The 6,609-nt window shown below is 70.4% G+C and carries 6 protein-coding genes; 1 reads left to right on the top strand and 5 read right to left on the bottom strand.

All coding sequences use genetic code 11. From position 1 onward, the window contains the following. The first annotated feature begins 48 nt into the window (after window positions 1-48). Window positions 49-534 (top strand): PaaI family thioesterase, encoded by a 486-nt coding sequence (locus tag HCN56_RS11500; RefSeq protein WP_167970017.1) that lies wholly within the window; start codon window positions 49-51, stop codon window positions 532-534. A 111-nt stretch (window positions 535-645) separates the two neighbouring features. On the opposite strand, the gene HCN56_RS11495 is transcribed toward HCN56_RS11500, so the two are convergent. The 5 genes from HCN56_RS11495 to HCN56_RS11475 all read right to left on the bottom strand — a co-directional run bounded on the left by HCN56_RS11495 (window position 646) and on the right by HCN56_RS11475 (window position 6,036). Continuing rightward, window positions 646-1,407 (bottom strand): ABC transporter ATP-binding protein, encoded by a 762-nt coding sequence (locus HCN56_RS11495; protein WP_167970015.1) that lies wholly within the window; start codon window positions 1,405-1,407, stop codon window positions 646-648. Then, complete coding sequence (locus tag HCN56_RS11490; RefSeq protein ID WP_167970013.1) at window positions 1,404-2,447, bottom strand: ABC transporter ATP-binding protein; 1,044 nt, start codon at window positions 2,445-2,447, stop codon at window positions 1,404-1,406. The genes HCN56_RS11495 and HCN56_RS11490 overlap by 4 nt, the downstream gene beginning before the upstream one ends. Beyond that, window positions 2,444-3,808: a branched-chain amino acid ABC transporter permease gene (locus tag HCN56_RS11485; protein WP_167970011.1), complete on the bottom strand. Its 1,365-nt coding sequence runs from the start codon at window positions 3,806-3,808 to the stop codon at window positions 2,444-2,446. Before HCN56_RS11485 ends, HCN56_RS11490 begins: the two co-directional genes overlap by 4 nt. After that, window positions 3,805-4,728 carry a branched-chain amino acid ABC transporter permease gene (locus HCN56_RS11480; RefSeq protein WP_167970009.1) on the bottom strand — a complete coding sequence of 308 codons (924 nt, stop codon included), beginning with the start codon at window positions 4,726-4,728 and terminating at the stop codon, window positions 3,805-3,807. The genes HCN56_RS11485 and HCN56_RS11480 overlap by 4 nt, the downstream gene beginning before the upstream one ends. Window positions 4,729-4,857: 129 nt before the next feature. Beyond that, window positions 4,858-6,036: a branched-chain amino acid ABC transporter substrate-binding protein gene (locus HCN56_RS11475; RefSeq protein WP_167970008.1), complete on the bottom strand. Its 1,179-nt coding sequence runs from the start codon at window positions 6,034-6,036 to the stop codon at window positions 4,858-4,860. Between the last annotated feature and the right edge of the window lie 573 nt (window positions 6,037-6,609).

Genomic DNA, 6,609 nt, shown 5'->3' with positions numbered 1-6,609 from the left:
GCCGGGCGCAGGGCCCGGCCGCCGACCAGTGACGATCGGAGCCGCGCCATGGGTGACGAGCAGCCCCCGACCCAGTTCCCGCCCCACATCCTCGACCAGTGGTCCGGCCTCGGCGTCGACCTGCCCTCCCTCTTCTCCGCCGGCAACCTCGGCGACCGGGTGGGACTGCGCGTGGTGCGGGCGGCGCCCGAGGAGGTGGTGGGGACGCTGCCGGTGGCGGGCAACACCCAGCCGTACGGGCTCCTCCATGGCGGCGCCTCGGCGGTCCTCGCCGAGACCCTGGGGTCGATCGGCGCGATGCTGCACGGCGGCCCGCGCCGCATCGCGGTCGGGGTGGACCTCAACTGCACCCACCACCGCGGGGTGCGCTCCGGGCTGGTGACCGGGGTGGCGACGCCGGTCCACGCGGGGCGGACGTCGGCCACCTACGAGATCGTGGTCACGGAGGAGAACGGCAAGCGGGTGTGCTCGGCCCGGCTGACCTGCGCGCTGCGGGACAACCCCGAGGCCGGGCCGGGCGGCGGCGCGGGCTGACCGCGGCGCCGCCCGGGGCCTGCCGCCGGCGGGCGGACCGCACGCCGGAGGGGGGGGGGGCACCCGGTGGTGCCCCCGCCCCCTCGCGGTACGCCGGACGGAGCCGGTCGGTCAGTCGACCTCGACGTGCTCGCCCAGGTAGGCGGCGCGAATCCGGGGGTCGGCCAGCAGGGTGTCGGCCGGACCGGACATCACCACCTCGCCGGTCTCCAGGACGTAACCGCGGTTGGCGAGTTGCAGCGCCTCGGAGGCGTTCTGCTCCACCAGCAGCAGCGTGGTGCCCTGTTCGTTGACCTCGCGCAGGATGTCGAAGATCTGCTCCACGATCAGCGGCGCCAGACCCATCGACGGCTCGTCGAGCAGCAGCAGTTCGGGCTTGCCCATCAGGGCGCGGCCGATGGCGAGCATCTGCTGCTCACCGCCGGAGAGCGTCCCGGCGATCTGCTTGCGGCGCTCGTGGAGGCGCGGGAAGAGGCCGAAGACCCGGTCGAGGTCGTCGGGGTCGGGGCGGCGGAACCGGTACGCCCCCATGGTGAGGTTCTCCAGCACCGTCATCCGGGCGAAGACCCGCCGGCCCTCGGGCACGTGGCCGAGGCCGAACCTGACCAGCTCGTGGGAGGCGATGCCGTCGATGCGCTCCCCGTGCAGCCGGACCTCGCCGTGGCGGGGCGCCAGCATCCCCGAGACGGTCTTCAGCGTCGTGGACTTGCCGGCGCCGTTGGCGCCGAGCAGCGCGACGGCCTCGCCGCGGCCGACCGTGAGGTCGATCCCCTTGAGCGCCTCGATGGCGCCGTAGAAGACCCGCAGTCCGCTCAGTTCCAGCAGCGGGGTGCCGTGCTCGCCGGGGTTCTTGTCCAGTTCGGGCCCGCTCATGCCTGGCCACCCTTCTGTGTGCCCGGGGCGGCCGCGTCGCCGGGGCCGGCCTCGTCCTGCGGTACCGCGCGGGCACCGGGCAGCTCCGTCTGTCGTGCGTCGTCGCCGGCCGGGGCCGGGGAGGCCGGGGAATCCCCGGCGTGTTCGGCCTCGGTCACCTCGACCACGTGCTCGGCCTGTGCCGCCACGATGTCGGCCACCTCGCTGTCGTCGGCGGCGGAGCCCAGGTACGCCTTGATGACGTCCGGGTTCTGCTGGACCTGTGCCGGGGTGCCCTCGGCGATCTTCTTGCCGAAGTTGAGCACCGTCACGCGGTCGGCGACCGACATCACCAGGCGCATGTCGTGCTCGATGAGCAGCACGCTGACGCCCAGTTCGGTGTTGATGCGCCGGATCAGCGTCTCCAGGTCCCGCTTCTCCGTCGGGTTGGTACCGGCGGCCGGCTCGTCGAGCAGCAGCACCTCGGGGCTGGTGGCCAGCGCACGGGCGATCTCCAGCCGCCGCTGCTCGCCGTAGCTCAGCGAGGCGGCCAGTTCGTTGATGCGCGTCTCCAGGCCGACGAACCGCATCATCTCGTGGGCGGCGCGGTCGCTCTCCTTCTCCGCGCGCCGCGCGTGCGGCAGGCCGAGCATGATGGAGATGGCGTCCGTCTTCTGCCGGGTCTCGTAGGCGATCTTGACGTTCTCGATCGCTGTCAGCGCCCCGAAGAGCCGGATGTTCTGGAAGGTCCGCGAGACGCCCATGCGGCTGACCTTGAACGGCTTGGTGCCGAGCAGGGACCGCTCGCCGCCGGCGCGCGGCAGGAACCGGATCTCGCCCTCCTGCGGCACGTAGACGCCGGTGAGGGAGTTGAACAGCGAGGTCTTGCCCGCGCCGTTGGGACCGATGATGGCGAGGATCTCGCCCCGCCGCATCGTGAGGTCCACCGCGTCGAGGCTGGTGAGACCGCCGAACCGCAGCGTCACCCCACGGGCTTCGAGGATCGGTTCGGTGGCCGGCGCCGGCCGGGTGGCCGCGGACTGTTCGGTCGCGTTCGTCATACCTGCTTGCCTCCTGCCGTACCGCCCAGCGCGTCGGCGCCGGCGGTGCCTTCCTCCGCCATGTGCAGCTCGCGCTGTCGGCGGCGGGAGGGCCACAACCCCTGCGGGCGGTAGATCATCATGATCACCAGCAGCGCGCCCAGGTACATGTACCGGTCCTGCGCCGGGACCGAGTCGCGCAGCGCCTCCGGGAGCCAGACCAGCACCGCGGTGCCGATCAGCACACCGGGCAGCGACCCCATGCCGCCGAAGATGACGTAGGAGAGGACGAGGATCGAGAAGAGGACGATGAACGCCTCGGAGTTGATGTACGCCAGCTTGCTCGCGTAGATCACGCCGGCGATGCCGGAGGTGGAGGCGCCGATGGCGAAGGCCAGCAGCTTGAAGCGGACGGTGTCCACACCGTTGGAGGCGGCGGCGACCTCGTCCTCGCGGATCGCGGTCCAGGCCCGGCCGACCCGGGAGTGCTCCAGGCGGATGAAGAGCACCAGCAGCACGATGATGAAGCCGAGCAGCAGCCAGTAGTACGGCCGCGGGTCCAGGCCCCAGCTGTAGGACCAGAACCCCAGGTCGATGCTGAACCGCTCGACCCGGGCGCCGGAGGTGCCGCCGGTGAAGGACTGCCAGTTCTTGGCGCCGAGGTAGACGATCTCGTGGAAGCCGAGGGTGACGATGGCCAGGTAGTCGCCGCGCAACCGTAGCGTGGGCGCTCCGAGCAGGACGCCGGCGACCAGGCAGGTGATGACGGCGATCGGGATGACGGCGAAGTTGTTCAGCACCATCGGCGGGTCGACCGGGAGGGACCCGGTCCAGAACGCCGCGCTGTAGGCGCCGATCGCGAAGAACGCGATGAAGCCGAGGTCGAGCATGCCGGCCCAGCCGACGACCACGTTGAGGCCGATCGCCAGCAGCACGTAGATGGCGATCTGGTCGACCAGCACCTGCTGCCAGTGGCGGGAGACCAGCAGCGGCAGCACGATCAGGAAGACCAGCACGCCGCTGAGGATGCCGACGCGCAGCCAGAACTGCTTGCGCCAGACGGCCTGCACCTCGCCGGCCGGCGCCTTGACCGATTCCTTGACGCTCTGCCAGGCCGAGCCCACCGGCGCCTGGGCGAACTCACGGACCACCCAGATGCCGACGCAGACCGCCAGCCAGACGGCGAAGCCGGTGGAGGTGAAGTTCTCCTTCAGGGCGTAGAAGATGTCGCGGTTGTTGCCCTCGACGCCGGTGACCTGCGCACCGACGACGGCGACGCCGATCAGCGCGGCCAGCCGCTGCCAGCGGGGCTCCTGGTACCAGGAGGTCTTCCGCAGCCGGGCGGCAGCGGACACGTCCCGTGCCGTTTCTGTGGTCGTCATGCCGTCCTCGCTACGCGCTCGCCGAGAATGCCCGTGGGCCGGAACATCAGCACCAGCACCAGTACGGCGAAGGCACCGACGTAGCGCCAGGCGTCGCCCCAGACCTCGACGGTGAACGCCTCGACCACGCCGAGGGTGAGCCCGCCGAGCATGGCGCCGCGGACGTTGCCGATGCCGCCGAGCACGGCGGCGGCGAACGCGGTGATACCGGGCAGGAAGCCCATGGTGTAGAAGACCTGGTTGGTGGTGCCGAACAGGAATCCGGCGACGCCGCCCATCAGGCCGCCCAGCACGAAGGTGCGGGAGACGACCTTGTCGATGTTGACGCCCATCAGCGAGGCGACCTCGGGGTCCTGCGCGACGGCGCGGATACCCGAGCCGAGCTTGGTGCGGTTGACCACGTAGTCGACCGCGACCAGCATGACCACCGCGGAGCCGAGGATCAGCGCCTGCGTGACGCTGATGGTCGACCCGAAGATCGTGACGACGGTCTTGTTCTCGTACATCGACGGCATCGGCATCGGGTTGCGACCGAAGAGCTTGCCGACCAGGTTGTAGAGGAAGAACGAGGCGCCGATCGCGGTGATCAGGAAGACCAGCCGGGGCGCACCGCGTCTCCGAAGTGGCCGGTACGCCACTTTCTCCAGGAAGAACGCGACGGTGCCGCCGAGTACGGCGCCGAAGAGTATGCCGAGCGCGACGTAACCGATCGACTGGAGACCGGAGGGGTCAGCGGCCGGAACGAAAATGGTGAGGGCGATGACTCCGCCGAATCCCCCCACCATGAAAACCTCGCTGTGCGCGAAGTTGAGGAGCTGGAGTACGCCGTACACCAGCGTGTAGCCGATGGCGATAACGGCGTACAACGAGCCGAGTACCGCCCCCAGGACGAGAACGTCCCAGAAGTCGTGAAAACTCATCGAGGGCACTTCCTTGCCAGAACAGCCACCGGGCGCCGCGCTGTCGGGGCGTTCCGGGGGCGGCCGCGTCGGGGACGGTGGGGCGTGGCCCGGGCCACGCCCCACCGGATCAGAGGTACCGCGCGGTCGTTATCCGACCAGTTCCTCGATGTTGCCGAGCGAGGTGATCTCGCCGTCGGCGACCTCGTAGATGTAGACGCCCGAGCCGGCGTACTCCCCGGTCTCGTCGAAGGTGAGGGTCTTGGCGACACCGTCGTGCTCGCCCTGGGCGACGGCCTCGTAGACCGACTGGCGGTCGGCGCTGTCGCCCAGCTCGTTGACGGCGTTGATGATCATCATCGTGGCGTCGTAGGCCTCGGGCGAGTAGGTGCCCGGCGCCGTGCTGTACTCCGCCTCGTAGGCCTCGCTGAACTTCTGGCCGACCTCGTCCTCGTTGAGGTCGCGGCAGGGGCAGCTGAGGAACCAGCCCTCGGCGGCACCGGAGGCGAGGTTGACGAACTCCGGGTCGCGGACGCCGTCACCACCGAGGCCGATGCCCTCGTAGCCCTGCTCGCTGAGCTTGACGGCCAGCGGGGCGGCCTGCGCGTAGTAGCCGGTGTAGGCGACGCCGTCGGCACCGGACTGGATGACGGTGCGGGCGATGGAGCTGTGGTCGACGGTGTCGGCCGGCAGCGACTCGCGCTGCACCTCGATGCCGGCCTCGCCGAGCGCCTCCTCGACGACGTTGCCGAGGCCGACGGCGTAGTCACCGAGGTCGTCGATGACCACGGCCGACTCCACGCCCTGCTCGGCGAAGAACGAGGCGATCGCGGCGCCCTGCTCACCGTCGTTGGGAACTCCCCGCAGGAAGGTCGGGAACCCCTGCTCGGTGAGGTCCGGGGCGGTGGCCGACGGCGAGAGCGCGGTGATGCCGGCCTCGCCGTACACCGGCGCGGCGACGTTGGCGGCGCCGGAGAAGGCGGGGCCGACCACGGCAACGACGTCCTCGTTGTCGATGATGCGCTGGGCGGCGGAGGTGGCCTGCCCGGGCTCACCGCGGTCGTCGCCGGAGGCGTATTCGAAGGTGACGTCGTAGTCGCCGGATTCGTTCGCCTCCTTGATGGCGAGCTTGACGCCGTTCTCCATGTTGATGCCGAGCTGGGCGTTGGGGCCGGAGAGCGGGCCCTGGTAAGCGATGGTGAAAGCGGAACCGCCGCCACCGCCACCCCCGCTGCCGCCACTGCCGCCGTCGTCGCTGCCACAGGCGCTCAGCGCCAACGCACCGATCGCGACTGGCAGTGCGATTTTCACGATCCGCTTGTTCAGCATCAGTAAACCCCCTGGACCGAGTCCAGTCCGAACGTCACCGCACGGGACTCGTGCCCAAACGTTCACGGGTGCGGCGTGGAGCGGAATCTATTGCGCATCTCGTCGCACTAACAGACGGGCAGCTCAAGTGTGATCGCCTCGTGACCTCCGTCACGTGCCGAAATGAGAACGCTCCTTACCGCTGAGCGGACGAGATCTTCCCGCGGCGGGGGCCCCGAACGGGCATCTCCGAAACGCACCACAGCCCCACGAAAGGGACGCGGCAGCCGCTACGGCACCCACTGAATCGATCATGAACCGTTTTCCCAGGAAACTCAGCCGCAACAAAACCCGCGCCGACCCGACATCGGCGTCGGATACGGAGACCGCCCCTTTCACCCCGCGGTATTCCGCTTCGCGTGCCGGTGGCGCCGCTCCCGACCGCTCCCGGGGCGCGCGGCGGCCGGGGCCACGGCTCCCGCGGCGCGCGCGTCGCCCGGTGCCGGGCAGGCACGATACGGAGCGCCCCGGGCGGCCGCCGGGCACGTACGGGGTGTGCACGGCTCCGGTGGCGGTCAGCGGCGACCCCCGGGC

Source organism: Streptomyces lonarensis, from assembly GCF_012033735.1.
GTDB lineage: Bacteria > Actinomycetota > Actinomycetes > Streptomycetales > Streptomycetaceae > Streptomyces > Streptomyces lonarensis.
The sequence above is the reverse complement of the archived record's forward strand: the minus strand, read 5'-3'. Positions and strand labels throughout refer to the sequence as shown.

Coding starts and splice junctions, on each gene's coding strand:
- HCN56_RS11500 (WP_167970017.1), top strand. CDS start 49: ATGGGTGACGAGCAGCCCCCGACCCAGTTCCCGCCCCACATCCTCGAC.
- HCN56_RS11495 (WP_167970015.1), bottom strand. CDS start 1,407: ATGAGCGGGCCCGAACTGGACAAGAACCCCGGCGAGCACGGCACCCCG.
- HCN56_RS11490 (WP_167970013.1), bottom strand. CDS start 2,447: ATGACGAACGCGACCGAACAGTCCGCGGCCACCCGGCCGGCGCCGGCC.
- HCN56_RS11485 (WP_167970011.1), bottom strand. CDS start 3,808: ATGACGACCACAGAAACGGCACGGGACGTGTCCGCTGCCGCCCGGCTG.
- HCN56_RS11480 (WP_167970009.1), bottom strand. CDS start 4,728: ATGAGTTTTCACGACTTCTGGGACGTTCTCGTCCTGGGGGCGGTACTC.
- HCN56_RS11475 (WP_167970008.1), bottom strand. CDS start 6,036: ATGCTGAACAAGCGGATCGTGAAAATCGCACTGCCAGTCGCGATCGGT.